The sequence below is a fragment of the Streptomyces sp. NPDC023157 genome (assembly GCF_055560575.1).
In genome coordinates, this window is sequence record NZ_JBVHIL010000015.1 from 55,984 (window position 1) to 78,602 (window position 22,619).

A 22,619-nucleotide genomic window follows, 5' to 3' on the forward strand; every position below is an offset into this window, starting at 1 on the left:
ACACGTCACGTCGAAACGGCCTGCCAGACGCGGGAACGAGCACCTGCGTAATCAGGTGCTTACCGCGACACTCTGTGGAAGCAGCGGCGTGCCAACTGGTTCACGCCCTCCGTGAGTAGCGCGACGGCGATAACGGTCGCCAGCCTCAGCCACCATGGGAAACCGAATACTTTGTCGCAAGTGAATGCGATGGCCAACCCGATCCCGATGGCGGGTAGGAAGGGCAGGTTCTTGGCTTCGTTGCGAGCAGCCACGCGGGTACCTCACCTTCGCCGGCTTAGTGGAAGCGCTGCCAGATGTCGTAGAGGTTGTAGGCGACACCGGAGGTCTTGAGCGGGCCCTTGATGTACCAGGGAAGGCCGTCGAACCACTTCTTGAAGTCGCTGTACTTCTTGGTGATGGCGGATCCGAAGCCCTTTACCTTCTTCAGGAGCTTGATCAGCGGGTCGAGCTTGCCGTAGGTCGAAGGGGCGGTGCCGTCCGCGATGGACTGAAGCTCGGCGCGCTCCGAGGCACTGAAGCGGTGGACCTCGTAGATGAGGAGGTTGGCGGCAAGCTGCCAGGTCGCATGCTCGGGGGTGAGCCGGGCTGGATGCGGCGGGCGCCGGCTGGCTGGCCGCCTGGGCAGTCATTCCGGCCACGCCGAAGGCGAGGGCGGACATCACGGTCAGTGCGCCAAGGCGCAGGGTCGTTCGGTTCATTAGGGGCTTCCTCATGCGTAACACGCAAGGGGGAGCGGAGTGGAACTCCGATTCGGCTATCACACCAAATGAACCCGTGTCCATCTTCATTCCCCCGTACGTTTCTTTCTGTTTCATTTCGCGGATGCCGGGCCGGTCAGCCCCCGTCGCGATCACCCCACCCTGCACGGGAAACTGACGCTGTGGCAGCTAATGCCGGTGCATGACCTCATAGATGCGCTGTATGACTGCCCGTCGGCTCGGCACGAGGCGTGACGGGGTGGTATGCGGGTCGCGGTCGCGAGCGCGGACGGCCCACGGGACAGGACCGGGCGGGCCCAGCAGTGCGCGCGGCCGCTGCGCGGACGCGGGGACGGGCCGGACGACGCTGTGCAAGAAGCGCTGCCCGAGGCTCCCGCGGTCGGTGTCCGATACCGGCATGCTGTCGGTCACCGACCCCATGATCGGGGCGCAGCCACAGACCAGTCACATGTGCGGCACGGGCGGGGGGTTCGGGGTCTTCACTCAGGTCAGTGCGTGTGACTCGTCCCCATGTGACTGGTCATGTGACACCCGAAAGACCGGCGCAGGGGTGGCTGCAGGGTGGCGTCGCCCCCGACTCCGAGAGGCGATCACCATGAGCATGGCTCCGCTCCATCCCGACCGCTCCCCCAAGCCCCTACACCGCCGGCACCGGCCGTCCCTCCACACAGGAGCTCGACACGAAGAAAATCGTGCGCACCGTCACCGGCACCGGCTCGGTGCGGAACGCGGGCAAGGTCCGCGCGGCCGAGGACGAGATGTCCATCCCCCTCCCGGTCGGCCTGTTCCTGGAGGCCTACCCCTCCAAGCTGGTCGACCTGGAGACGCTCGTAGCGCGGCTCGACGCGCTGCGCGCCGACGAGCAGGACGGCCCGGCCGAGGCGTGGTTGAAGGGTTCTGCCGCGGCGCGGGACGGACGGCGGCGCGCGGCTTTCGCGCTCGGAACATGGCAGTGGCCCCGCACGGCCCCAGACCGGCCTTTGGCCGAACAGGTCATAGGTGCAAAGGAGTGGGGCCTCGATGCAGGCTCAAGGGACGGCTGCTCCGATCCAGGAGCGGTCTGTCCGACGCCGTCCACCTCCTGACGGAGCCGGTCTGATGATCAGGCCCGCCAGCGTCGGGCTGGGGGCAGGCGATGGTGCCCGTTCGTTTAGGAGGGGTCCGAGCGGTCATACGGGGCGCTGTAAGGCTTTTTCGACTGAGCAGGGAGTGATCAGCTGTGTCTGGTGAGCAGAAGGCCGAGGCGAAGGGCGAGCAGGCCAAGGGCAAGCTCAAGGAGACCGCTGGCCGCCTGACAGGCGATGAGCGGATGGCCGAAGAGGGCCGCGCGGAGCAGGCCACGGGCGATGCGCGTGAGGCCAAGGAGAAGATCAAGGACGCCTTCAAGCACTGACCTACACGTCGTGAGGGCCCGGACCCCGGACCGCTCCGGGGTCCGGGCCCTCACGACGCGTAGGCGGTCGAGCGGCAGCGGGCTGAGGTCGGGTGGGGTGGGACAGTTCCGGGTGGGTGAACTCGCCTGGCCGGGCCTGTTGCCGGTGTGGTGGGGTCGGTAACAGCAGACCCGTGCCGGACCTCGTCGTCGAGCTTCCCGGGAGCATCCCTAACACGTGCCGGGAGCAGGGGTAGGTCTTCCAGGCGCTCGTGGTGCGGCCATCCCCACGTGCGCGGGGAGCAGAAGGACCTCGCGTCGCGACGGCGGCCCACACAGAAAGAGGACCTGCGTCCCCCTTCCGAACGCAGGGCCTCTCTCCGTCTGTGCGGCGAAGCCCTTGTCAGCTGTGCACACCGGCCTTGCGGCGACGCACCGCGAACAGGGCGCCCGCGCCGGCGACCAGCGCGACACCGCCCAACAGGCCGATCGTCGGCAGGGCGGAGTCCGCGCCGGTGTCGGCCAGGTTCTTGGAGCCGTTGTCGCTCGGGGTCGCGGAGCCCGGGTCCGGGTTCTCGGAGCCGGGCTCCAGGACCTCGAAGTCGTACTGGGCCCCGCCCTCGGCGATGCACTCATGGCCGTCGACGCTGCTGAGGTAGCCGCCGTATCCGAAGGTGTAGACGTCCCCGGCCGGGGCCTTGGCGTCGATGCCGACGCGCAGGTCCATGGTCTTGCTCTCACCAGCCTTCAGCTGGTCGACGTAGAAGAAGTAGTCGCCGGCAAATTCGTCGTTGCCGATGCGCTCCCAGGTGCCCGTCTCGGTGTTCTTGAACTCCAGGTCGGCGTACGGGCTGAGGTACTTCGCCAGGTCGTCCACTTCGTAGTTCTCGATCTCGGCGTAGAAGGCGACACCACCGTCGAGCGTGGTGCCGGACTCGTTGGTGATGACCAGCTTGAAGCTGTGGAAGCCGTCACCGGCAACGATCTTTCCCGGCAGGCCCTTGAAGTACGCTGACACCTCGTCGGCGTTGAAGTCCTCGTCGAGATCCTCGCAGTAGGGGGTGTCCGGGTCGGTCGGGTCCTTGCTGGGCTCGGCGGAGTCGGTGGGCTCGGGCTCGTCCGTCTCGCCCTCCGTGGTGCTCGGGGAGGCCGTGTCCGTGGGCGCCTCGGAGGTCGCCGTGTCGGACGCCGACGGGGTGTCGCTCGGCAGCTCGGAGGTGGTCTCCGTCGGAGACGCCGTGTCGCTCGCGCTCTCGGACAGCGTCTCGGTGGGGCTGGGCGACGTCGTCTCGTCCGCGAACGCGACGCGCGCGGACAGCAGGGCGAGCGGGGCTACGACAGCCATCGCGGCCGCTGCGGCCATGGTACGGCGAATCTTCATCAAAGACCTCAAGGAATTCGGTTGTGCTGCGGGGCGGCAGCGCGAGTGTGGTTCCTGGTGCGCATGGCCTGATCCCTGGGCGCCAGGCTCGGGTTCAGGCTCCGGCAAGATGAGATCAAGGTCCCACGCCTGACTAATTAGACGCGCTGTCTGTCCGCTCCAGCGACGCATCCGAATGCGCACGCGCCGGCATCAACCGCGGGCGCCATTTTTCGACCATAGTTGTCTTCTTTGTTGTTTCACCGGAGGGCTCGATATCACCTCCAGTTACTTCCTCTGAGGCTGGCACGTCCGAAGCCTCAAGTGCCAGCTGATTTCCATCGCACGCGCCAGATGTGGGTGTCATGGGTGCCATGATCCCAATTGTGGCGGCAAGCCATATGAATGCGGTCAATATTTATCCATCCGACGACGCAAATTCACGCTATCGAATCTAGCTTGAGCAACCATGCCTGAGTAGTCGCCTCTCACCTATTGCCCCATAGAGGCGATCTATACCCTCGAGGCAGGAGACCAAGTCACGAGGCGAAGCGCACACCATGCAACAGGCCATGTCGCCTGTCGAAGGCTGGTGCACTTGAGACTGACCCGTTACGCAATCAAGACAGGTGCGGTAGCAGCCGAGCCCACTACCTCGCCTGAAACACAGTTGGTTCGGTGTCTATGTGGTGAGTCGGAGAAGGCGTTTGTAGCAGCAGAGGGTGGCTGCGAGGCCGAGGAAGGCCAGGTAGTTGCGTGGTTGGCCTTCGTATCGGTGGTTGAGCCGGCAATAGCCGGTGAGCCAGAACAGGGTGCGTTCGATGACCCAGCGGCGGCGGCCGAGGCGTTCGCTGGACTCGATGCCCTTGCGGGCGATGCGTTTACCTCGAAGCCATCTGCGCAGGTGGGGCACGTCGTATGCCTTGTCGGCGTGAAGGCGTTGAGGTTTGAAGTAGCGTCCGCGGTGTGGGTCGTGTCTCGTTTGGTGGCCCAGGACCATGGGCTTCAGGGCGAGGCTGTCGTGGACGTCGGCGGCGGAGAGACCGACGATGAGGGGCAGCCCGTTCGCGTCCGACAGGACGTGCATCTTCGACCTTGCCTCGGTCCACGGGGCTCGGACCTGTCCCAGGCCGCGCAGCCGCTTGTTGGCCTCGGTGAACACGGGCTCCCACCCGTGCGGATCCCGCGGTAGCCCGTCCTCGTTCAGCCAGAGCGCGACCGGCTCCAGCCCCTGCGGCGTCTCCCGCAGCAGCCGGCGCCGCTCCAGCGGCGTCACCGAGTCCAGCGGCACCTCGCTCACCAAGCCGTCCTGCGTGACCAGGCGTACCCGCCGGTCCGGCAGCATCCGCGTCAGCAGCCTCGCCCCAGCGATCTGCTCGTAACGGCCCGCTGCCCGAGCCCGGCGAACCGCGGTCGCGCGGGCACCCTCGCAGTAGCCCAGCACCGGCAACAGGGCCTTCCGCGACATCCAGTACCTGCGTGCGCCATCGCCCTTGGCGCACTTCTCGGCCATGTGGCAGGTGTAGAAACCCCGGCTGGGATCGTCCGGTGGAAGCTCCACCAGCAGCAGCGATCCGCCCTCCTCCAGCCGTAGCGCGGTGCCGTAAAGGAGGTCGGCGAAGGCCGCGTTGCGCTGCCCGTTGCGGCCCCGCCATCCGAGATCCTCGTCGCCCTCCAGAGTGAGCCCGAGCAGTCCGCAGTCTCGATACCGCTCGAAGCCGGCCGTATCGAACCACTTCACGTCCCGGTCCCGCGTGGCCTTCGGGGCGGTCACCGGCTTCTCCGCCTGCGTGCCGTCGCGGCGCTTGCCTCGGGTGCTTCGCGTCCGGATCGGATTGGGAACCTGATACGCACTGGCCGCCCACAGGTAGAACAGCCGGATCACGGTGAGGTCGTCGCCATAGGTACCGCTCTCGACGGGCCGCGGGTTGCTCTCGTCCAGCGTCCGCCAGGTCCTGAACGCCTCCTCGGCGGTCAGCTCGACGTCGTCCCACGGCTGACCGTAGGCCCACAGAAAGCTGAGCCACACCAGGAGGCTGTACGCGTACTTCTTCCACGTCGTCGGCGCGAGCCCGCGAACGTCGTCGGTGTCGAACCAGCTGTTCACCCGAAGATCCGGGGCACCCAAGGGATGAGGGCAGCCAGGCCGCGGACCGCACCGCCGTACCACCGCATGCTGACGGCCCGAGCGACGTTTCGACCGCGCACCGTGCGACGGCGCAGCCGGCGCAGGAGAGCAAGCCGAGCCCCGAGGCCTCGCACGCGGATGTTGCGACCCCGGACGCAGATACCGCGAGCGACTCAAAGACACGGGCCGACCCTCGAGGGTGTGGGCCCGCTGCGATTCGGCATGCGCCCCGACGACGTCACCGACTCACTCGGCGGCATCGCGCAGAACCCGCGGAACTCTCCTCGAGCACAGCGCCGAACAGGCGGCCTGGGTAGACGCTGACGACGCGGTGGGGTGTCCCAAGGCTCCGGGCCCCCGCCTGCCTTCCTCCGAGCCTGTTGGGCAGGATCTGAACACGCCGCGGGAGTGGGGCGAGTTCGTCGCTGCTGTGTCGGGATCGCGCCGGCGGACGGCGCACGATCTCGTCTCCGCGCCGCAGGAGTTTGGCGCCAGCATGCCCAGCACTCGGTTCGGGGGGGGACCCCCACCGCGCGCGACCTGGAGAAGTGGCACACCGAACGTTCCGCGTCCTCGTTCTACGGCTACCGGGTAGAGGTCGGTGCCTCGACGGTGGGGTGGGCCGATGGCGTGCCGCAGCCGTTCAGGTTTGATCGGCCTGGCCTTCGGATGTCCAGGACCAGGGCTTCGGAATGGGCGCTGGTCCCTCCATGGCACTGCGGAACCTTTCCTTCAGGCTCTTCGGCGGCGCTTCCTTCTCTTCGCGCGAGTGCACGAGCTGGGCCGTGGTCACCCGTATATGGCATTCACGGTGACGCTGCTTCACCAGCACTATCCACGCCCCGCCTTGAGTGAGCAGGGCATGACGGGAGGGCTCGTCTCCCGGGCGGGCGTGCCGGGCCAGAATGCCTGGCAGGTAGTGCAGGGCCGCGTCCTCGGCGGCCACGGCCGCCTCCGCCTGGTCCGGGCCGATACGGTGCGTTCCTGTGAGCATCCACCGGTGCAGCTTGAGCTCCGTGCCGTCGGCGCGCTCGGTGGTGCGGGTGTCCTCCTCGATGAGGACGTACCAGTCAGCAGTCATGGGCGGACCTTATCCGCTGGTGGAGGTGAGGTGCTTCTCCTGGTTTGTCGATATGCCTTCCACCCGCTGAGCGTGCCACGCCGGCGGCTCCCACCCGCTCTACCGGGGCTGGGCGTAGCTCTTCCCCCAGGACTGGGAGCTCTGCCTCCTGGTAGGCCCCCGGCCGAGGACAGCTGCAGTCCTTGCCGCTGATCGACGACTGCGACCGGCTGGTCGACTACTTCCACACCGCGATCGCGCCCCTACTCGACCGACCCTTCGGGTTCTTCGGCCACAGTATGGGCTCACTCATCGCCTACCAGCTCACCCGCCGACTCCATCACGAGGGGGACCCGCTCCCCACCTGGCTGGGTGTGTCCGCCTACGGCGCCCCGGGAGTCGAGGCTGCCGCCGACGACCACCCTCACCTGATATCCGACGACGAACTGCGCGGATGGCTGCGGGGCGTGGGTGGCAGCACACCGCAGCTCCTCGACAACGAGGCCGTCTGGCCCACGTTCGCCCCTGTGTTCCGCAGCGACTTCAAACTCCTGGCCACCTGGGCGCCTCCGCACGACCCCGAGCCGCTGCCCGTTCCGCTCTCGGTGTTCGGGGGGGGCGCCGCGACGAGCTCATCGGCGAGGACCGCCTGCTCTCCTGGCGCGCGCTCACCACGCACTTCCGCGGACTCGAGAGGTACGACGGCGACCACTTCTACGTGATGGACCACCGGCAGCCTCTCGCTGCCGCCATCACGGCAGCGATGCGTTCGGCCGCTGCATGAGCTCGCCTTCACCACCACGCCACCTGCCAGGCGATCCATTCCCAGGGGTGCCCGCGGTGGGTGTGAGGGGACGCTCAGGCGTCGGGGTCGACCTCGGGGTGCGTAAACTCCACCGGCTTGCCCAGCGACCGGGCGTAGCGGATTTCGGCTCGGGTGCTGTCACCGATGTAGTCGCCGACCACGAGCACCGCATCAGCAATCAGGATCTTCGACCGGTGCAAGGCGTCGAGTCGCACCTTCAACGCCTCAGCCTCGACAGGATCGGACCAAAGCTCGTGCGGGGACTTAGACCGTGTCCTATGTGGTGAGGCGGTCGTTGGGGTCGTCATGGGGCGGGGTACGTGGAGTTGGATCGTTCCGGGCGGGTTGTGGGAGATCGCGAAGCAGCTGATCCCGCCGTCGAGGGTGCGGCCGCAGGGCGGCGGGACGCAGGACACGCCTGATGAGACGCTGTTCGCCGCGATCATCTACGTCCTGGTCAGCGGTTGCGCCTGGCGGGCCTTGCCACCGTGCTTCGGGGTATCGAAGTCGACCGCCCACCGCCGGTTCCTGATCTGGTCGCGGGCGGGCGTGTGGGGCCGGCTGCACGAGGAGATCCTCCACCGCCTCGACGACGCCGGCCTGCTCGACCTGTCCCGAGCGGTCCTCGACTCCGCCCACGTCCGGGCCAAAAAAGGGGCGGACTCACCGGCCCGAGCCCCGTGGACCGGGGCAAGCCGGGTTCCAAGATGCACGTCCTGTCGGATGCGAACGGCCTGCCCCTCCTCGTCGGCGTCTCGGCCGCGAACACCCACGACAGCCAGGCTCTGAAGCCCATGGTGCTCGGTCACCAAACGAGACACGACCCCTATCGAGGCCGTCACTTCAAACCCCAGCGCCTGCATGCCGACAAGGCCTATGACATCCCTGAACTGCGGAAATGGCTCCGCGGCAAACGTATTGGCGTCCGCATCGCCCGCAAGGGCATCGAGTCGTCCGAACGCCTTGGCCGCCGCCGATGGGTGATCGAGCGGACCATGTCCTGGCTGACCGGTTACCGCCGGCTCAACCACCGCTACGAACGCCATCCCCGCAACTACCTGGCCTTCCTCGGCCTCGCAGCCGCCATCTGCTGCTACAAACGACTCGTCCGCCTCACCACATAGGACACGGTCTTAAGGTCGCACCCCGGCTTGACCACAATCCGGCCGGCTTCGGTCTCCCGCACATCGGCCTCGGCCATGTCGGCCATGAAACGAGTGGAGCCGCACATCACAACGATGTCCGGAAGGCCCAACTGCTTCTTCGCCTCGGCGAGCATCTCCACAGGGGTGATCACTTGCGGGGACGTCACTGGTTCCTCCTGGTGGTGCGGCCCGAGGGGTGCTTACGGAGTCGAGAACGAAGGCGTCCAAGATCACCTTTTGGTGAACGACGGGGACACCCGCGCCTCCGCAATGTATGTGACGAGCACCCCAACGTGGTGCCGCGCCGCCCGCCGGCCAGCCCTACGCCCCGCCTATGCGATGCCGAACCGGTCACCCTCGTCACGAGTAGCCGGTGTCGGTTACCGCGTTCAACGCCTCGATCCGCCGATTCACGCAGCAGGGCGTCGCGGCGTCGGCTTGGTCGGCCGGTTCCCCGCCAGCAGGCTGGAGGTGGTGCCGGTTCGGACCCGGGCACTGCCATAACCCGAACGAGGGTGGCGCAATCAGATGACCGCGTCGACGGAGCGGTGTCCGCCGGCGACCTTGCGGCCCCGCTGCACTTGGCGCGGCCCGCCGCAGCTGGCGGCCGCGATTCATGCCCGCGTCCTGATCGAACCGACCGCCTGCCGCCCGCTCAGCACCTGAGCACTTCGCTGCGCTTCGACGAGGAGACCATGTCCACCCCATCTCAGCAGCCCGCCACCCAGCCTGTCGCCGCGCCTTCCACACCCGGCCGTACCGCGGAGGGCGCGCAGATCAAGGCGGTCGCCCACACGCTGGTGCTCGCGTACGGGCTGCACCCGGCAGACATCACGCGCATCCCGGAGGGCACCGCGACGGACAACTACGCAGTCGTGGACCGGACGGGACGGCGGCACTTCGCCAAGGTCTACCGCACGCGAGAGCACTTGGGCCTGGAGCGGGCGTCGGTCGACCTGTCCGAGTACTGCGCCGACGGAGGTGTCGCGACCGCGCGGGCAACCCGCACGCGCGAGCACGAACTCATCAAGACCCACGGCCGCCTGCCGATGTCCCTCACGGCCGCCGCCCACCTGCGCGAGCAGGTTCGCCCGCAGGTCGCCGCGTACGCGGCCGCGCTGGAGACTGCCGGCTACCCGCCGCACCTGTTCTTCTCCCGCACGTTCACCATCAACACCGGCCAGATCGTGGTGTCGACCGGCTCCAGTTCCTCGGCTTGAACGGCGAGCGCGTCGAGGACCGCCGTGACGTCCGTGCCGGTGGCGTGCTCGAACTCGTCGCGTCGTGCGAGGCCTGGCGGGCGGCGTCCGGTCTCAGCGGCATCGTGCGGCCGACCGGGCGCAGCCGGCCGTCCTCGTCTTAGCGGCCGAGGGCGAGATTCTGCGGTCGGAGGAGACAGCGCTGTGATCGCCCCTTGATCACCAGGCCTTCCACGCCACCTTCGTCACCTGCGTCTACAACCCCGACCGGTCCCTGTGCCGACCACCCGCGGGCACGGCCGGGCAACCAGAGCTCGGGGAGTGCCGGCCGCTCGCCCGCCGCAACACCGCCCTCACCCTGGCCAACCGCGACGCCCACGCCCGCCATATCGCCGACCTCGCTGCACCCCGGGCAGGTCCCACATCGAGCACCTCCCGGACGAGACCGCCCACCGCCTTGACTGGCGCGAACCGGCGCGGCTCGACGTCCTCGCCGAACTCGGGGTGGACTGGGCGCGGTAGGACGCCGATATCGCCCGCCGACCATCAGGTCCGGGCCCCTGTGATCGTCGTTCAGGCGGCCTCGCGGCGAGGGGGTTGCGGGGCCGTGGTGGTGATCAGGTGGTCGACGACGTCGGTGAGGCGGGTGCGGTGGCGATGGGCCGCGCGTTGGGCGTCCGCGCGGCTGCCCTGGGCACGTAGCCGGGACCAGAGCGTGTGGACGAGGTGGGTGTCGCCGTGGTGGTGAAGTGCGGGTTGCAGGTAGGCCAGGAGCTGGTCGATGTGCGTGGTGGCTGGCGTCAGGTGGCCGGTAAGGGGGTCGAGGCTGTGGCCGGTGATGCCGTCGCGGGCTGCTCGCCAGCCGGCGGCCCTGAGGAGTTCCGGGGCGGGTTGCGGGGCCGGTTGGCCCGCGTCGATGGCAGTGATGGCGGTCGCGGTCAGCGCTCTGACGATGCCGGCGAGCAAGGCGGTGTCCTCGGGGGTGGCGGCGGCGTCAGCTGCGCGGAACTCGAGGGTGGGCTGATGGTGGGAGGGGCGGATGTCCCAGTACAGGCCGCCGGGGTCCAGGATCGTGCCGCTGGCGAGGAGGTCCGCGATGAGGTCCTCGAAGTGTGAGGGGGATTGGAAGTACGGCGGGGGGCCGGCGACTGGCCAGCGTCCCCAGGTGGTGGTGCGCCAGCTGGCATAGCCGGTGTCCCGGCCCTGCCAGTACGGCGAGTTGGCCGACAGGGCGATCAGGACGTGGATCCAGGGCCGCAGGTGATTGCTGATCTTCAGGGCCGTGGCGAGGTCGGGTACCCCGATGTGGATGTGGCAGGCGCAGGCGATCTGCTCGTCGTCCAGGGCCCGGAACATGGCGGCGCTGGCGGCGTAGCGGGGGCCGTCGGTCAGGGGTGGGGGGCCGGAGGGGGAGAGGACGGGGGTGCCGGTGGAGATGATGCGCAGGTTCTGTCGGGCGGCGGCCTGAGCGAGTGAGCGGCGGGTGGTGCGGAGCTGGGCGGTGAAGTCGGCGAGGCGGGTGTGGGGGTCGGTGCGCGTCTCTACCTGGTAGCGGGTGAGCTCGGGGCCGACGCGGTCGCCGAGGTCACGGGCGGCTTCGGCCACGACCTTCTCGGCGTCGGGGCGCAGCTCGCGGGTGAGCGGGTCGACCAGGAGGAACTCTTCTTCGGCGCCGACGGTGAGCGGGGGAAGGGGGGTGAGGCGTGTGGCAGGGGCTGGGGTTCGGCCATGGCCGGGGGCGGGTGATTGTGTGACGGCCGGTGTGTGCCCTGTACCCGTCATGGTGGTCATGCTGGCACGGGCAGCGGGCCCGGGGCAGAAGGCGGAATCGGCAGTTACCTCAAGTGGACGGGGCATGTGCGTGCGCGAGGACAGGCAGGTGGTGGTCGCCGGCGGCGGGCCGGCGGGGGCGACGGCCGCGGGGCTGCTGGCGCGGCAGGGGTTCGACGTGGTGCTGCTGGAGCGCGAACGCTTCCCCCGGTATCACATCGGGGAGTCGTTGCTGCCCTCGCTGCTGCCGGTGTTGGACATCCTGGGCGTCCGCGAGACGGTCGAGCGGCACGGATTCGTTCGCAAGCGCGGGGCCTTCTACGGGTGGGGCGGCCAGGAGTGGGCGCTCGGCTTCGACGCACCCGACCGGGAGGCCCAGTACAGCTTCCAGGTCATCCGCTCCGAATTCGACCAGCTCCTCCTCGACCACGCCCGCCATCTCGGGGCGGACGTACGGGAGGCAACCCGCGTACGCCGCATCGACCTGGAAGGGGAGCGGGCGGTGTCCGCGGCATGGCTGGACGAGGACGGGGGCGGCGGGAGCATCGGCTTTACGCACCTGGTCGACGCCACGGGCCGGGCCGGAGTACTGGGTGCCCGGCAGCTGGGGATGCGGCGGGTCCACGACGTCTTCAGGAACGTCGCCGTGTGGGGCTACTGGCGCGGCGCCACTGCGCTGCCGCAGGCCCCGGAGGGCTCGATCGGCGTGTTCTCGCTGCCCGACCACGGCTGGCTGTGGGCCATCCCGCTCCACGACGGAACCCTCAGCGTCGGCCTGGTCACCGACAAACGCTCCTTCCAGCAAGCCCGCGACACCCTCGGTTCCATCAACGCCGTCTACGAGGAAGCACTCGGCCGGTGCCCCCTGCTGGGGCAGATCCTCCACGGGGCCCGCCAGGACTCCGTGCTGAAGACCGAAGGCGACTACTCCTACACCGCCGAAGCGTTCTGCGGGCCGGGCTGGTACCTCGCCGGCGACGCCGCCTGCTTCCTGGACCCGCTGCTGTCCACCGGCGTGCACCTGGCCATGTACAGCGGGCTGCTCTCCGCTGCCGCGATCACCGCCGTCCTGCGCGGCGAAGTCGAAGCGGAAGCCGCACAAGCCTTCTACCGGACCGCCTACCGCAACGCCTACGAACGCCTCCTGATCCTCGTCGGCGCGTTCTACCGCATCCACGACGGACGCGACGCCTACTTCCGCCAAGCCCAGCAACTCAGCCACCGCGACCAACGCCCGCTGCGGCTGCACGAATCGTTCCTCAACATCATCACCGGCGCCGAAGACCTCCACGACGCCCGAGCCCTCTCCCCCGAACTCCTCTACGCCAAGCTCCGCAGCCCCCTGGTCGGACAGACCGGCCAGGGACTCGGCGGCCACGGAACAAGCCACATGCTCCCCCTGCCCACCACCCCCGACCACGCAGCCGCAGGCCACTACCTCACCCTCACCCCCTACCCCACCCTCCGCCCAGCCTGATACCCAGCCCGGCCCCCGAACCCGGCCCGTGCGCGGACGCCCATCCGGAACGCCACAGCCGCCTCTGCCCGCGGAAGCCCGAGGCCTGGCCCGAGCCCGCGATCACCACAGTCACCGAAACGGCGAACTGCGGCAAGGCCGAGGCCCAGGCGGTCGAGCACCTGTCGAAGGACCGCGTTGCCCCGTCGGTGTGGTTATGGCCCTCCAAGACCGGCGCCACCCCGGACGATGTGAACCGTTTCTGGCAGGCGTTTCTCCGCCGTTTCGGTCTGGAGCACAGCTTCCGGTTCGCGAAGCAGACTCTCGGCTGGACCACCCCGAAAGTCCGTACTCCCGAAACGGCGGACCGCTGGACCTGGATCCTGATCGTCGCTCCCCCCGCGACGCGTACCGCTTCGAGCTGTGCTGTTCGTGGCACGAGGCACGGTGACCCTCACGGTCGTCGAGGCGCAGCCGCGCTTGTGCGGGAGTTCGTCAATCAGGTGCTGTCGGCTGCGGAGCCGGGCGCCGTGGTGCCGGCCCAGCGCATGGCATCGGACGTCCCGCAGCACGACGCGGACGCGTACGGCTAGGCCCTTTCCTTCGGATCATCTGATCCTCGGTGGATGTGTGTCGTTGACTGACGTGCAGTGGGCCATACGGGAGCGGGGGTACCGGCGGGCGGAGGTGGTGGGACCGTGCCGGCTGCCCCGCCGTCCGGGGTGCGATGACGATCACGCCCGAGACGATCATGCAGGGAGCAGGAGCAGACCGCCCCCGGCCCTGCTGGCGGTGCTCGTGATCACTGGGCCTGGCTCGCCTCCTGGTCCCTCTCGGCGCTGGGGTCGTGGCCCGTGGCGGCGCGGGCGTACGAGGAGAGGGCGGCGATCACCTCGGCGCGGGTGCGGCGGCCGGCCAGGACCTCCATCTGGTAGCCGTCCTCCATGGCGACGAGGTTGGCGGCGATCAGCCGGGGCGGGTCCTGAAGGGCGAAGTGCCCCTGGGCGCGGCCGAGGGTGAGGATCTCCGCGTAGACCGCGATCTGGCGCTCCGTCAGGGAGCTGTCGAGGGCGGCCGCCTTGGCGTCGCGCAGGCAGCGCGGCCAATACTCGAAGAGCAGCCGGGTGAGCGCGTCGTCCGGTCCGGTGGCGACACCCTTGTCGATACAGGCCCTGAGCTTGAGGCGGGCGTCGTCGAAGCCGTCGGCGGCCGCCTCGCGGTCCTGGCTGTAGCGGGTGATGGCCTGCTGGTAGGTCTCGTGGACGAGGGCGTCGAGGTCTCCGTAGTAGAGCACCGCGGCCGGGGTGACGCCGGCCTCGTCGGCGACGTCGCGTAGCCGCAGCCCTTCCAGACCGCGGGTGAGGAGCGCGCGCTGCACCGCCTCCGCCAGCTCGGCCCTGCGTGCTTCCCTGCCGCCTCCGGCGCCCTTCTTCGTCCCCCTGGACTTCGCCGCCATGAGGCCCGCTCCCCTCCTGAGTCAGTTATACGTCGATTCAGAGAATAGACGCTGATCCCTTGACGTGCTGGGTAAGCACATCTTAAATCTGCGTTTAACAAACTCCTACCCTCCCCAGGAGCACGTCATGACGACGCCGCACCCGGACGAGACGGACAAGGGCCTGCGCAGCGGCTCCGTCGGTCTCCTCGCCTCCGTCGCACTCGGCCTGTCCTCCACCGCTCCGGCGTACAGCATCACCGTCACGCTCGGCTACGTCGCCCTGGTCGTGGGCGACCTCGCCCCGGCCGCGCTCCTCCTCGGCTTCGTGCCGATCCTGCTCACCGCCTTCGCCTTCCGCGAGCTCAACCGCGAGATGCCCGACTGCGGCACCACCTTCGTCTGGAACACCCGCGCCTTCGGCCCCAGGACCGGCTGGTTCGCCGGCGGTTGGGTGCCGCAGATCGCCACCCTCATCGCCATGGCCGCGCTCGCGCAGGTCAGCGCCGGCTACCTGCTCAGCCTCCTCGGCCTGGAGGAAGCAGCGGGCGACGCCCTCGTCGTCGCCGCGGTCGCCGTGCTGATCGTCGCCGGCCTCACTCTCGTCGCCCGCCGGGGACTGCGCCTCGCCGCCGGCCTCCAGTACGTCCTGCTCGGCCTCCAGCTGCTCACCCTCATCGGCTTCGGGAGCGCCGCCCTCGCCCGCCCCGGCGTCTCGGGCCCCTCCCTGAGCTGGCTCAACCCCCTCGCGATGGACAGCTTCGGCTCCTTCGCACAGGCCGTCCTGCTCTGTCTGTTCATCTACTGGGGCTGGGACGCCCTGATCACCACCAACGAAGAGACCCGCGACAGCGACCGCGTCCCCGGCCAGGCAGCCATGATCTCCACCCTGGTGCTGCTCGGCACCTACCTCTTCACCGCCTTCGCCGCCGTGTCCTTCGCCGGCACCGACACCGGCGGCATCGGTCTCGGCAACCCCGACAACGCCACCGACGTCCTCGCGTCCCTCGCCCCGCCCGTCCTCGGAGACGCCTTCGCCAAGGTGATGGAACTCGCGGTGTGCGTCTCCGCCGCCTCCGCCCTGCTGACCTGCCTCGTCAGCAGCCCGCGCAGCAGTCTTTCCATGGCCGCACACGGGGCCCTGCCCGCCGCCTTCGCCCGCGTCCACCTTCGACACCGCACCCCCTCCTTCGGCACGGTCTTCTATGGCAGCGCGACGGTGGCCGTACTCCTTGCCCTCTCGCTGCTCTCCGCCGACTTCCTCGGCGACGCCATCCTCTGTATCGGGCTCCTCATCGCTTGCTACTACGGCACCACCGCCCTCGCCTGCGTCTGGTACTTCCGCAAGCACCTGCGCACATCCCTGCGTGCCCTGCTCCTGCGCGGCGTCCTGCCACTGGCAGGCGGCCTGCTCATGCTCGGTGCGTTCGTCCGCAGCGCGTACGACATGTTCGACCCCGCCTACGGCAGCACCTCCTTCCACGGCATCGGTGGCGTCTTCCTGCTCGGCACCGGCTCCCTCGCCGCGGGAGCGATCGCCGTTCTCATGGCCCGCGCCGCTTACCCGGCCTTCTTCCGGAACGGGCGCACGACCGTCGTCGCCCGGCTCGTCACCGTCGAGGACTGACCCTCGTACGCCACCTCACCGTCACACCGACGGCGACAGCCCAACCCGCCCCACCGCCACCACCAAGGACTGATCCCATGCGCACTCTCGCCATCGCGGCCCTGCAGACCGCCCCCGTCCCGTACGACCTCGAAGCGACCTGGCAGCGTTACGCCGACCAGGTCCGCGCCACCCGGTCCCTCTTCCCGCACGTGCAGCTCGTCGTCGTACCCGAGCTGCTGCTCGCCGCCGAGGGACCGCTGCTCGGCCCCACCCCCGAGGGTTGGATGGAGCGGACCGCCGAACCGATACCGGGCCCGACCACCGAGCGGGTGTGCGCGCTCGCGCGGGAGACCGGCCTCTGGCTGGTCCCGGGCAGCCTCTTCGAGCGCGGTGAGGACGGCCGGGTCTACAACACCGCCGTCGCCGTCTCACCGGAGGGCGAGGTCGTCGCCCGCTACCGCAAGGTCTTCCCTTGGCAACCGTACGAGAAGACGACCCCCGGCGACGAGTTCACCGTCTTCGACCTCCCCGGCACCGGCCGGATCGGACTCGCGATCTGCTACGACGGCTCCTTCCCCGAGACCATCCGCCAACTCGCCTGGCTCGGCGCCGAAATCATCATCCAGCCCACCCTCACCACCACCCGCGACCGGGAGATGGAGCTGGTCTGCGCCCGCGCCAACGCGTGGACCAACCAGGTGTACGTCGTCAACGTCAACGCCTCCGATCCGGCCGCCGTCGGCGCCAGCGCGATCGTCGACCCCGAGGGGATCGTCCGCCAGCAGGCAGGCACCGGCGAGGAGATCCTCGTCGACGTCCTGGACCTGGACACCGTCACTCGGGTACGTGAGCAGGGCTCGGCCGGCCTCAACCGCCCCTGGGCCCAACTCGCCCGCTACGGCGAGCAGATCCACCTCCCCATGTACGGCGGCGCCTTCCGCACGCCGGAGTGGGCGGAGAAGCGGATTCTGGGCTGAGCCGCTTCCTTCGGAACACCTCGCTGACCAGATGAAGATGGCGGCGATGTGGAACCCGGCGAGGTAGGTGGTGGCGGTCTTGATGAAGATGGAAGGTCCGGGCCCGTCGAGGAGCCCCCGGGCCGGAAGCGGCCCGGGGGGGGCCTCTTCATCTGCCCCGGGGACAGCCTGCGTGCCGACCGCGCGCTCGCCGGTCGGCGGCCAGCGCTGGACGCGCCGCGGCATCGGATCGTGCCGGCATCAGAGCAGCGCGCTCGGTCGTTCGCGCGGCATGCGCGGCGTGGCCGGGGACTGCGGCCCCTCACGCTCCGAGCTGGTGGTGGAAGGGGGGTGTTTCGGCGGCTCTTTCGCGGTCAGGCGGCTCCTCAGCCGTTGTCGGTCACCCGGAAGGATCTGCTCATGTCCAGCAGTGAGAAGAGCCGTGCCAGGGGTGAGCAGGTCAAGGGCACGCTGAAGGAGTCGGCCGGTAGCGCCACGGGCGAGGGGCGGCTGACGGGGCGTGGCGGCGCAGAGAAGAAGCGCGGCCACGCCCCATCAGCCAAGGAGAGGATCAAGGAAACCTTCAGGAGGTGACCCGACACGCGCGGTACAGCGTGATCCCGCCCCCGGAAACCCCCGGGGGCGGGATCACGCTTCGGACGGGACGTCACACCAACCGGGGAAGGGGGCCGCACATGGCGGCGAGGGGTGGAAGGCAGAGGGGCACGGCCGAGGAAAGCCGGACAGCCTTCGGGCAGGACGTTGTGCTCGCCGTGGGACTCGCAGGAGCGGTCATAACAGGGGGCGCAGTGCCGCGTTCCCTAAGCCGTCAAGATTGGCGCTGGTGGCGTCTCGCTGGGCGGAGTCTCATGGTTCGTCGTCGGGGAAGAGGCTGCCCGCGATCTGCGGGAGCTGGTCGTCACTCAGCTGCGAGGGAACCCATCCCCGGAGGCGTGCGTGATCGACCGACCCCGTTGGGAGATGCGGTCAGCAGAACCAGCCGTCCTGGACCCAGCCGCGGCGGTTGATGTCGCCGTATGCAAAGCCGTACGCCCAGCCGGACTGCTTGCTCTCCACCAGGAAGGTCTGGCCCTGGTAGAGGGTGCCCATCCAGGCACCCAGCGGGGCGGTGCGGACGAAGAGGTCCTGGGCGCAGACGGTCTCCCGCTCGCCGATGGTGCCGTTGGCGGCCTGGGCGGGGCCGGAGCCGAGCATCAGGGCCGCGCCGACGGCGGCTGCCACCGCCGCGGTGCGGACGGTGCGGACGGTGCGGACGGTGCGGACGGTGCGGACGGTGCGGGGTGCGGACATGACGATTCCTCCCGAATTCCGGCTCACCACGAGCCGTAGCCGCCGATGCATTCGTAGCGCACGTAGCCCCAGTCGTTAGGGCCGAAGTCGAAGGTGGCGGCCCAGCCGTTGTAGACCGGGTGGGCCCCACGGGTGTGGCCGACCTTGTCGCCGTAATACAGGGTGCGCACGAGGCCGGTGGGCCCGGAGGAGCTGTCGTAGTTGGCATAGAAGCTCGCGCTCTGGCAGGTGATGATCGCATGCTCCGGGACGACCGCGGCGTTGGCCGGAGCCTGGAGCAGCGCGGCGACGGCGACCGCGGTGGCCCCGGTCGCAAGGGCGCGCTTGATGTGCGGCATGGCGCATCGACTCCTCGCTGATGACGGCTGGTTGGCGCGCGTAAACCGTAGCTCGCTTTGGCATGTACGCAACAGATGCGGAGAAACTCTCGAATCCGCTGAACCCGCAGTGACGACTCACCGTCGGAACGGCCGACGCTGGGCCGGCCGGTGCGCGCACCGCGAGGGCCCGTCCGAGGGTGGCGGGATTTGGCTGCAGGTCCGCTAGTCGTAACCGGCCTCTCGCCAGGCGTCGTCACCACAGGGACAAGCGCCGTACGTCGGTACGTCGCTCTCGGCGACTCCTCTTCCTCCGGGGTGGGCGCCGGCAGCTACCTGTCCGACAGTGGCAGCTGTCAGCGCAGCAGCAAGGCCTACCCGTCCTTGTGGGCGGCGACCAACGCCCCGGCCTCCTCGCAGCGGTCCGCGGACGGGGCTCGGAGCGGCGCTTGCTGGCGGCATGGTGGAGCATCCTCGTGGCTACGGAGGCGGCGGTTGCCCTTGGGCGCGGCGTGGACGTCCTGGACGAGTTGGAGGCGTTGATCCAAAAGTCGAACGGAACGGCGGGCTGACCCCGTCAGATTCTGCTCGGGGCACGGATGAGTCGGGTGACCGTCCTCCCCCCGGTCGGGGTAGCGGGTGCCTGGCTGATTCAGCTCCTGGGCCACGGTCATGCCCAGCTGCTTCGGCGTCAGGGTCCGGCCCATGCCCGAGAAGGCGCTGCCGGTCACCCACTTGTCCTTGAGCAGGTCCGCCTGCCCTGGACGGGACGGTGCGCCGGGAATTGCCTTGTGCCATCGCATGTACGTCTTACCGCCGACGGGGAGGACGTTCGTGCGGGCACCTGCCAGCGTCATCGCGCCTATGGCCGCGCCCTCGCGGGTCGCACGTATTTCCATCGCCAGCCCGGCCGTGCGCATGTGGTAACCGAACTGCGGCGCGTCCCGTAGCGCGGACGCTGCCTGGGCGAACTCGTCCCGCGGCCCGCCGCCCTTGTCGTCGGCGTTGCTCTCCCCCGGCGCCTTACAGCCGGTCAGCACCATTGCCATCGCGACGCCGGACACGACGGCGGTTCCTAACGCCGTCTTCCCTGCGTGCCACACGAGCCAGTCCCCCCTTCAACCCGCACCCGTCCGCCAGCGCTGACCGCTTGCGAACACAGGCACACCGAAGGCCTGTCAGGGACCACCCCCGAGGCATGGATGGCGACCCATCCCTCAATTGCTGTGTCCATGACTACACGCGTCTTTCTGGCCATCCCCACCCGGCACCGGCTGGCGCCACGCATTCCGCATATCCCCAGCCCGATAGCACGCCACCACACTGCATCCGGGCGGTTCAGGATCTGGCCGGCAGGCGGCGTCGGCCGTGATCAGCCGACTTCCGCCGCAACTGTGGCCCGGCCACCGCCCGGGGTGCCCGGGTCGCCCTGACAGCAGTCAGGGCCCGGAACCCCTCGGCCCGACAACTCCTATCCGGCCGGCTGCAGTGCCCAGTAGTGCGGTTCGATGGGGGCCTGCCTCACCACGATCCGAGCGGTCACGCCGGGATCGTCCACGATCTTTCCGTACGAGGGAGAGAAGTCGCCGGGCGTGTGCTCGATGTCGGCCCACACCACGCTGCCGGGCCCGTCAGAGCCGTAGGAGACGGTCCACTCGCCGTACCTGTCACCGCAGCTGGTGACCGACACGCTGTGCTGCGACGTCACCTTCAGGCAGGTGCGCGGGTTCGAGCCCGGCGGGGAGACTTCCATCATTCCGTCGGGACGGCGCAGCACCTGCCAGTTCGCCGAGGTGGACGCGGTGTCCGTGCAGTCACCCAGCGACACCACGCCGATACTCGCGTGCGTCTTGGGCCAGACCAGACACTTGCCGTCCGTCAGAGCCGCGAACCGGTAGACCCCGTCGACGAGCGGGGCGGCGTGGGCCGGGTGCGCGAGTGCCGCGGTGGCCGCGAGGGCGGCGGCCGTGACGGCGATGACGCGTGAACGCATGGGGTGAGACTCCTCGAACAGCCGTGGTCGAACCGATCACACGGCACCGACGTGATGCAGGGCAGCTGCCGCTGGAGACGGCGGCGGCACTGATCTTGGAACACCGGTGCCTCCGGTAGCGGCTTGCGGCGGCCGCTGACACCCGTCTGGCCGAGCCGTGTCATCCGATGGCGTGGCGTCTCGGGAGCAGCCTCGGCGCCGAGAACCCCGTGATCACAAGCAGGGGCCCGGAAGGCGCCCCGGGTGCGTCAGGCCGTCAGCTTGTTCTGGTCGCTCGCCTGCCGGCTCGCGGCCGCCCCTTGGGTCACCCTGCATAGGGTTGGTTCGGTCATGATCAGAGGAAAGGGGCGGTCGCCCAAGCTAGATCCGGATCACGGCGTCGAGGACACGACGCTGCTGATACTGGAATGGCTCGGTGAGCAGGGTGTGGGAGCCATGATCCGGGTCGACGCGGAGCGACTGCGGGAGGGGCGACCCGCGTGGACATTCACTGCCGGTGGTGGACCGCTGCCTGAAGGGATGAGAGCCGACGGAGCCTCAGTCGCGGAATGCATGGGCAGGGCACTGCTCATGCTGCGAGAGGCCGGTCTGGCTGTACCTTTCTGAGCTCAAGCTGCCGACTCGGAGCCTCGAACACTGTCCCGAACATGATCGCTCGGACGGGCATTCGCCGGTTACGGAAGCGGCCTTCGTCTGATCATGTGCTCCGACCAAGGTGCACCGATCAGTACAAAGGCCGTGAAGGCGAGTCTGCTGCCTGAAGCCGCTGTGGGGGAAGCGTTCGCGGAAGGGTCACGCTTCCGGGATGGGTTGTACGCGTGTCTGACCGTGCAGGGCGATGAGTTGTTCGAGCTGGCGAACGCGGTGTTGTGTGCGCCGGGTGCGGTGCTCGGCGGTGGAGCTGACGCACCTGCCCGAACACCGGCGTGGACACGGCGCGATGTACGACGGCCTCAACCACGGCCGGATCGACACCGACCGGCTGCGGTCCGTGCTGGCCGGCTGCCGCGGTTTGCGGACGGGCGGCTGGTGCCGGCGGTGGACGTCTCACCGTGGCTGCGGTCGGATGCGCCATGCTCGCCGGACCGGCTGTTCTGCCACTGTCTACGGCCGAGCACCGGGGCCTTGCTCGCGCACTCCATTCCGGCACGGGCCGGAGCCGAGCTCAGCCCGTCCAGGTGAGGCCAAGCCGTGACTCCCAGGCACTGAGAAGGCCACGTTGCCCGTAACGGGTGGGCGCCGCTGTGCATCCGGAGCGCAGAGCACTGAGGCAGAGAGGGACTGCATCAGGCGCGGTCTGGGTGCCCCTCCAGCGGGCGGCGTGCGTCTCACCGCGGGCGAGGGAGCGCAGGCGCGTGTCAGTCGACGGAGGTGAGCGAGAGCAGGGCGACGTCCGGTCGTGGATGAAGTCCAAGGAGAAGGCGACCCCGACCGCGGCGAACCGCGACCTCATCGACTCCGCGTACTGGACGCGCCGCCGGGAGAACCTGGTCCGCTCCGGCTGGCTGAAGCGCCACCTGGACAACGACGGACGCGGCCGGCGGGTGGAGATCTACCCCGTGGACCAGTCCCACGTCCCCGCCGAGCGCGCGCCCGACGCTGTCCCAGCGCTCGATCACCGTCCGGTACGTCTGGGGCGATCTCGTCGACGCGTGGGCCGCCCAGGGCTCGAACCTGGTGGATGAGAACTGGGACGACGTCATCAGCGACCTGGACGTCGATTACAACGCGTACGCCTGGGTCTCCTCGGTCGGCATCGGAGCCTGACCACTCGTCCGGCCCCCGCCGCACCTCCTCGACCACACCGCGCCCGGCACCCACCGGGCCGGGCGTTTCGCATGTCCGCAGCCGGGCCGCCGGACCCGCCCGTGATCCTCCCCCATCGTGGGCCGCTGGGGCCGACATCGGTCGGCACCGGCAAACACCAGGCCCGCCGGAAGCGCGATGCCTGTCCGGACGGTGTAGTGGAAGGGGTATCCCC

The 22,619-nt window shown here is 69.2% G+C and carries 19 protein-coding genes and 5 pseudogenes; 13 read left to right on the forward strand and 11 right to left on the reverse strand.

Translation table 11 applies throughout. From position 1 onward, the window contains the following. Positions 1 to 1,414: 1,414 nt before the first annotated feature. Together ACZ3ZE_RS35985 and ACZ3ZE_RS35990 are read left to right on the forward strand one after the other, a co-directional pair. A complete protein-coding gene (locus ACZ3ZE_RS35985; protein ID WP_467262070.1) occupies positions 1,415 to 1,807 on the forward strand; it encodes a hypothetical protein in 393 nt (130 codons plus the stop codon). Positions 1,808 to 1,941: 134 nt separating this feature from the next. After that, positions 1,942 to 2,115, forward strand: coding sequence for a CsbD family protein (locus ACZ3ZE_RS35990; protein WP_467262072.1), 174 nt, complete (start codon positions 1,942 to 1,944; stop codon positions 2,113 to 2,115). Positions 2,116 to 2,497: 382 nt separating this feature from the next. Here the strand turns inward: ACZ3ZE_RS35990 and ACZ3ZE_RS35995 are convergent, their stop codons facing one another. The 3 genes and pseudogenes from ACZ3ZE_RS35995 to ACZ3ZE_RS36005 all read right to left on the reverse strand — a co-directional run bounded on the left by ACZ3ZE_RS35995 (position 2,498) and on the right by ACZ3ZE_RS36005 (position 6,663). Continuing rightward, complete coding sequence (locus tag ACZ3ZE_RS35995) at positions 2,498 to 3,475, reverse strand: LPXTG cell wall anchor domain-containing protein (protein ID WP_467262074.1); 978 nt, start codon at positions 3,473 to 3,475, stop codon at positions 2,498 to 2,500. Between the two features lie 661 nt (positions 3,476 to 4,136). Next, positions 4,137 to 4,578 (reverse strand): annotated as a pseudogene (locus ACZ3ZE_RS36000) (transposase); the annotation flags it as partial. Between the two features lie 1,647 nt (positions 4,579 to 6,225). Next, positions 6,226 to 6,663 (reverse strand): hypothetical protein, encoded by a 438-nt coding sequence (locus tag ACZ3ZE_RS36005; RefSeq protein ID WP_467262076.1) that lies wholly within the window; start codon positions 6,661 to 6,663, stop codon positions 6,226 to 6,228. A gap of 182 nt (positions 6,664 to 6,845) precedes the next feature. Between ACZ3ZE_RS36005 and ACZ3ZE_RS36010 the strand changes: the two genes are divergently transcribed. Next, positions 6,846 to 7,364 carry a thioesterase II family protein gene (locus ACZ3ZE_RS36010; RefSeq protein WP_361630723.1) on the forward strand — a complete coding sequence of 173 codons (519 nt, stop codon included), beginning with the start codon at positions 6,846 to 6,848 and terminating at the stop codon, positions 7,362 to 7,364. A gap of 136 nt (positions 7,365 to 7,500) precedes the next feature. Here ACZ3ZE_RS36010 and ACZ3ZE_RS36015 read toward each other — a convergent pair. Further along, a pseudogene (locus ACZ3ZE_RS36015) lies at positions 7,501 to 7,713 on the reverse strand (hypothetical protein); the annotation flags it as partial. Positions 7,714 to 7,753: 40 nt separating this feature from the next. On the opposite strand from ACZ3ZE_RS36015, the gene ACZ3ZE_RS36020 reads away from it, so the two are divergent. Then, positions 7,754 to 8,571 (forward strand): IS5 family transposase gene (locus ACZ3ZE_RS36020; protein WP_361180054.1). Its coding sequence is split into 2 segments (ribosomal slippage): positions 7,754 to 8,111 and positions 8,111 to 8,571, totalling 819 coding nucleotides; the frame shifts between segments, so codons are not numbered across the junction. Here ACZ3ZE_RS36020 and ACZ3ZE_RS36025 read toward each other — a convergent pair. Further along, positions 8,541 to 8,759 (reverse strand): hypothetical protein, encoded by a 219-nt coding sequence (locus tag ACZ3ZE_RS36025; RefSeq protein ID WP_467262096.1) that lies wholly within the window; start codon positions 8,757 to 8,759, stop codon positions 8,541 to 8,543. The two genes, ACZ3ZE_RS36020 and ACZ3ZE_RS36025, sit on opposite strands and share 31 nt — an antisense overlap. Positions 8,760 to 9,287: 528 nt before the next feature. Between ACZ3ZE_RS36025 and ACZ3ZE_RS36030 the strand changes: the two genes are divergently transcribed. Next, on the forward strand, positions 9,288 to 9,812 hold the full coding sequence (locus ACZ3ZE_RS36030) for a hypothetical protein (protein ID WP_467262078.1): 525 nt from the start codon (positions 9,288 to 9,290) through the stop codon (positions 9,810 to 9,812). A 552-nt stretch (positions 9,813 to 10,364) separates the two neighbouring features. Here the strand turns inward: ACZ3ZE_RS36030 and ACZ3ZE_RS36035 are convergent. Next, positions 10,365 to 11,573, reverse strand: a complete 1,209-nt coding sequence (locus ACZ3ZE_RS36035) for a carboxylate-amine ligase (protein ID WP_467262080.1) — start codon at positions 11,571 to 11,573, stop codon at positions 10,365 to 10,367. Between the two features lie 73 nt (positions 11,574 to 11,646). Here ACZ3ZE_RS36035 and ACZ3ZE_RS36040 point away from each other — a divergent pair, with 73 nt between their 5' ends. After that, positions 11,647 to 13,038: an NAD(P)/FAD-dependent oxidoreductase gene (locus ACZ3ZE_RS36040; RefSeq protein WP_467262082.1), complete on the forward strand. Its 1,392-nt coding sequence runs from the start codon at positions 11,647 to 11,649 to the stop codon at positions 13,036 to 13,038. A gap of 77 nt (positions 13,039 to 13,115) precedes the next feature. Further along, positions 13,116 to 13,445, forward strand: a pseudogene (locus ACZ3ZE_RS36045) (NF041680 family putative transposase); the annotation flags it as partial. A gap of 374 nt (positions 13,446 to 13,819) precedes the next feature. On the opposite strand, the gene ACZ3ZE_RS36050 reads toward ACZ3ZE_RS36045, so the two are convergent. Then, on the reverse strand, positions 13,820 to 14,473 hold the full coding sequence (locus tag ACZ3ZE_RS36050; RefSeq protein WP_361630711.1) for a TetR/AcrR family transcriptional regulator: 654 nt from the start codon (positions 14,471 to 14,473) through the stop codon (positions 13,820 to 13,822). A 127-nt stretch (positions 14,474 to 14,600) separates the two neighbouring features. Between ACZ3ZE_RS36050 and ACZ3ZE_RS36055 the strand changes: the two genes are divergently transcribed. The 3 genes from ACZ3ZE_RS36055 (at position 14,601) to ACZ3ZE_RS36065 (ending at position 17,611) form a co-directional block, all read left to right on the forward strand. Continuing rightward, complete coding sequence (locus ACZ3ZE_RS36055) at positions 14,601 to 16,079, forward strand: APC family permease (RefSeq protein ID WP_467262084.1); 1,479 nt, start codon at positions 14,601 to 14,603, stop codon at positions 16,077 to 16,079. Between the two features lie 77 nt (positions 16,080 to 16,156). Continuing rightward, complete coding sequence (locus ACZ3ZE_RS36060) at positions 16,157 to 17,038, forward strand: carbon-nitrogen hydrolase family protein (protein ID WP_467262086.1); 882 nt, start codon at positions 16,157 to 16,159, stop codon at positions 17,036 to 17,038. 399 nt (positions 17,039 to 17,437) lie between these two features. After that, entirely contained in the window at positions 17,438 to 17,611 is a 174-nt protein-coding gene (locus ACZ3ZE_RS36065) for a CsbD family protein (RefSeq protein ID WP_467262088.1), read from the forward strand. A gap of 393 nt (positions 17,612 to 18,004) precedes the next feature. Here the strand turns inward: ACZ3ZE_RS36065 and ACZ3ZE_RS36070 are convergent, their stop codons facing one another. Next, positions 18,005 to 18,328, reverse strand: a complete 324-nt coding sequence (locus tag ACZ3ZE_RS36070; RefSeq protein WP_467262090.1) for a hypothetical protein — start codon at positions 18,326 to 18,328, stop codon at positions 18,005 to 18,007. A 23-nt stretch (positions 18,329 to 18,351) separates the two neighbouring features. After that, positions 18,352 to 18,666 (reverse strand): hypothetical protein, encoded by a 315-nt coding sequence (locus tag ACZ3ZE_RS36075; RefSeq protein ID WP_363291519.1) that lies wholly within the window; start codon positions 18,664 to 18,666, stop codon positions 18,352 to 18,354. A 189-nt stretch (positions 18,667 to 18,855) separates the two neighbouring features. Here ACZ3ZE_RS36075 and ACZ3ZE_RS36080 point away from each other — a divergent pair. Beyond that, positions 18,856 to 19,059: pseudogene (locus ACZ3ZE_RS36080) on the forward strand (lipase); the annotation flags it as partial. On the opposite strand, the gene ACZ3ZE_RS36085 reads toward ACZ3ZE_RS36080, so the two are convergent. Together ACZ3ZE_RS36085 and ACZ3ZE_RS36090 are read right to left on the reverse strand one after the other, a co-directional pair. Continuing rightward, on the reverse strand, positions 19,020 to 19,709 hold the full coding sequence (locus ACZ3ZE_RS36085) for a hypothetical protein (RefSeq protein ID WP_467262098.1): 690 nt from the start codon (positions 19,707 to 19,709) through the stop codon (positions 19,020 to 19,022). The pseudogene ACZ3ZE_RS36080 and the gene ACZ3ZE_RS36085 overlap by 40 nt on opposite strands. A gap of 407 nt (positions 19,710 to 20,116) precedes the next feature. Beyond that, entirely contained in the window at positions 20,117 to 20,638 is a 522-nt protein-coding gene (locus ACZ3ZE_RS36090) for a hypothetical protein (protein WP_363291520.1), read from the reverse strand. A gap of 699 nt (positions 20,639 to 21,337) precedes the next feature. On the opposite strand from ACZ3ZE_RS36090, the pseudogene ACZ3ZE_RS36095 reads away from it, so the two are divergent. Both ACZ3ZE_RS36095 and ACZ3ZE_RS36100 read left to right on the forward strand, forming a co-directional pair. Continuing rightward, positions 21,338 to 21,739, forward strand: a pseudogene (locus tag ACZ3ZE_RS36095) (transposase); the annotation flags it as partial. 254 nt (positions 21,740 to 21,993) lie between these two features. Continuing rightward, a complete protein-coding gene (locus tag ACZ3ZE_RS36100; RefSeq protein WP_467262092.1) occupies positions 21,994 to 22,323 on the forward strand; it encodes a hypothetical protein in 330 nt (109 codons plus the stop codon). The last annotated feature ends 296 nt before the right edge of the window (positions 22,324 to 22,619 follow it).

Coding starts and splice junctions, on each gene's coding strand:
- ACZ3ZE_RS36005 (WP_467262076.1), bottom strand. CDS start 6,663: ATGACTGCTGACTGGTACGTCCTCATCGAGGAGGACACCCGCACCACC.
- ACZ3ZE_RS35995 (WP_467262074.1), bottom strand. CDS start 3,475: ATGAAGATTCGCCGTACCATGGCCGCAGCGGCCGCGATGGCTGTCGTA.
- ACZ3ZE_RS36065 (WP_467262088.1), top strand. CDS start 17,438: ATGTCCAGCAGTGAGAAGAGCCGTGCCAGGGGTGAGCAGGTCAAGGGC.
- ACZ3ZE_RS36050 (WP_361630711.1), bottom strand. CDS start 14,473: ATGGCGGCGAAGTCCAGGGGGACGAAGAAGGGCGCCGGAGGCGGCAGG.
- ACZ3ZE_RS36060 (WP_467262086.1), top strand. CDS start 16,157: ATGCGCACTCTCGCCATCGCGGCCCTGCAGACCGCCCCCGTCCCGTAC.
- ACZ3ZE_RS36090 (WP_363291520.1), bottom strand. CDS start 20,638: ATGCGTTCACGCGTCATCGCCGTCACGGCCGCCGCCCTCGCGGCCACC.
- ACZ3ZE_RS36030 (WP_467262078.1), top strand. CDS start 9,288: ATGTCCACCCCATCTCAGCAGCCCGCCACCCAGCCTGTCGCCGCGCCT.
- ACZ3ZE_RS36070 (WP_467262090.1), bottom strand. CDS start 18,328: ATGTCCGCACCCCGCACCGTCCGCACCGTCCGCACCGTCCGCACCGTC.
- ACZ3ZE_RS36055 (WP_467262084.1), top strand. CDS start 14,601: ATGACGACGCCGCACCCGGACGAGACGGACAAGGGCCTGCGCAGCGGC.
- ACZ3ZE_RS36035 (WP_467262080.1), bottom strand. CDS start 11,573: ATGACGGGTACAGGGCACACACCGGCCGTCACACAATCACCCGCCCCC.
- ACZ3ZE_RS36040 (WP_467262082.1), top strand. CDS start 11,647: ATGTGCGTGCGCGAGGACAGGCAGGTGGTGGTCGCCGGCGGCGGGCCG.
- ACZ3ZE_RS36075 (WP_363291519.1), bottom strand. CDS start 18,666: ATGCCGCACATCAAGCGCGCCCTTGCGACCGGGGCCACCGCGGTCGCC.